This window comes from Luteibacter sp. P4_E6, from assembly GCF_056401535.1.
The window spans coordinates 1-1737 of record NZ_JBFUJE010000698.1 but is presented as its reverse complement, the minus strand read 5'-3'; the positions used below and the strand labels follow the sequence as shown (position 1 = coordinate 1737).

The 1737-nt window shown below is 56.4% G+C and carries 1 protein-coding gene; it reads right to left on the bottom strand.

What is annotated here, in order from left to right; translation table 11 throughout:
• Positions 1-600 precede the first annotated feature (600 nt).
• Positions 601-1113, bottom strand: coding sequence for a hypothetical protein (locus AC1DT2_RS22530; RefSeq protein ID WP_213947973.1), 513 nt, complete (start codon positions 1111-1113; stop codon positions 601-603).
• Between the last annotated feature and the right edge of the window lie 624 nt (positions 1114-1737).

Genomic DNA, 1737 nt, shown 5'->3' with positions numbered 1-1737 from the left:
CAGCTACGATCGGCCATTCGCGTCCACAGATCTGTCCATTCATACGGTATGCCGCGAGCATCGTTACAAGCAGATCCACGCCGGATTCCCTGCTGCATTTGTCCGGCTTCGTACTTGTGACAGAGACTCGATTTACGTACACGGGAACCCCCTGACTGATCCTATGCCCGGCCTGCACTAAGGCCGCTTTGGGTCGAYAGCGGACATCTTTGTGCAAGCGAATTCTAAGCGGAGCGCGCCGTCACTCGTTTCACGCGCCCCCATGCCTTCGTGCCGCCCTCCCAAACCTCGAACATCTTGCCCGCTTCGAACATTGGAAGCGCTATGTCGCCCATTAGTAGCCATACGTTCGCTTCGAAGGTCGCCCCAGGAGCTGGCGCCTCCTCGAACCTAAGTATCGCAGACCAGTGTTCACCATCTATACCCAGCACGGTGCGCCACTCGCCACGGGGCAACGCGATCTTGCGCCCCCCTGCTTCGGTAGGAAGAAGTTAAATTTCAGCGATGAAATCGGGCGATTCTCTTCCAACCACGATCAGATCCTCTTGAAACTCGGCCTTTGACGATGGGTGGCAAAAGCAGCCTGAGCGTTTGCTCATTTCAGTGCCGAAGCGCATCGAGAACTGCAGCCACCGTCCTGGACGCCTTGTCGGAACACAGTCTTGGGTTGTCGACTTCGACGGTAACAACCTGACCTTGCACAACCGCGTCCACCAGGTCCGATTCGCCATCCATAACACCGCACGACGCAGCTTTTCCGTTGTAAGCCTTCAACACCTCAATGAGCTTCTTCAGGCCGGCCAGATCGAACACCGGTTTCTCGACTTCTAAACCGGCCGTTTTGACGACCAAGGTTCCTTGATGATGAGTTGATTCGCTTGCGAATGAGCGTTGCTTGCCGTTAGACACAATAAATCCAGCGACCCTGCCGGACATGTAGTCGCGGGTCCAGACGCGGAGCTCAAAGCCTGTTGTCGACCTTAACGGTGCAAGGCCAGCAGCACGCGCGTATTCGCTCGCCGCGGGTTTGAGATCGCCCGCAAAGAAGTTGGAAGGCCTACCCGCAGCAGCAAAGGAAACGAACGCGAGCAATAGAAACGCGAGACACTTCATTGACCAAGCTCCTCAGAACCCATCCAAACGTGTAGAAATCCTGACAAGGTAAGCCGCTCAAACCGACGCGCCCAAGTCCACTTCGGGTCAGAAGCAGACCTAATGCGTGTCGATCATATGACGGTCTGCAATAGCCCAGTGTCGGCCTGCGTACCAGACGTGAACAAAGCCAGAGAACGCGCGCACTTCCAGGCCCGGAACAGGAAGCCATGATTCGATGGGCAGCTCGCGAGCCCAAGCAACCCGGTCTTCCTGCACTGCAATTGGACATTCCGCCGAGCATTTAGGGCACGAAAAGTGTAATACCGAGGCCTCTGTTGATGAGATTGCGCAACTATCGAGAAGCACATCGACCCCATGCGGTGTTCCGCAGTTCAAACATTCGACTGACGTGACCATCTGCCCGCACCCTCCTTTGGCTTCTGGGTTATACGTGTCCGTACATGGTCTGCTACGCCGCGAAAGCTGACCTACCCAGCATCGCAGCCTCTGCGAACACGAGCAAGATTGAGCCCCGACAACCTGGATACGCGCCCGAACCCGGGCGGTGCGCTTCCGGTGCGGCGCTTCTTGGGGGATGGTGCTGCTTGGTTTCTTATCTTCACTCGTCTTACGTCTTAACAG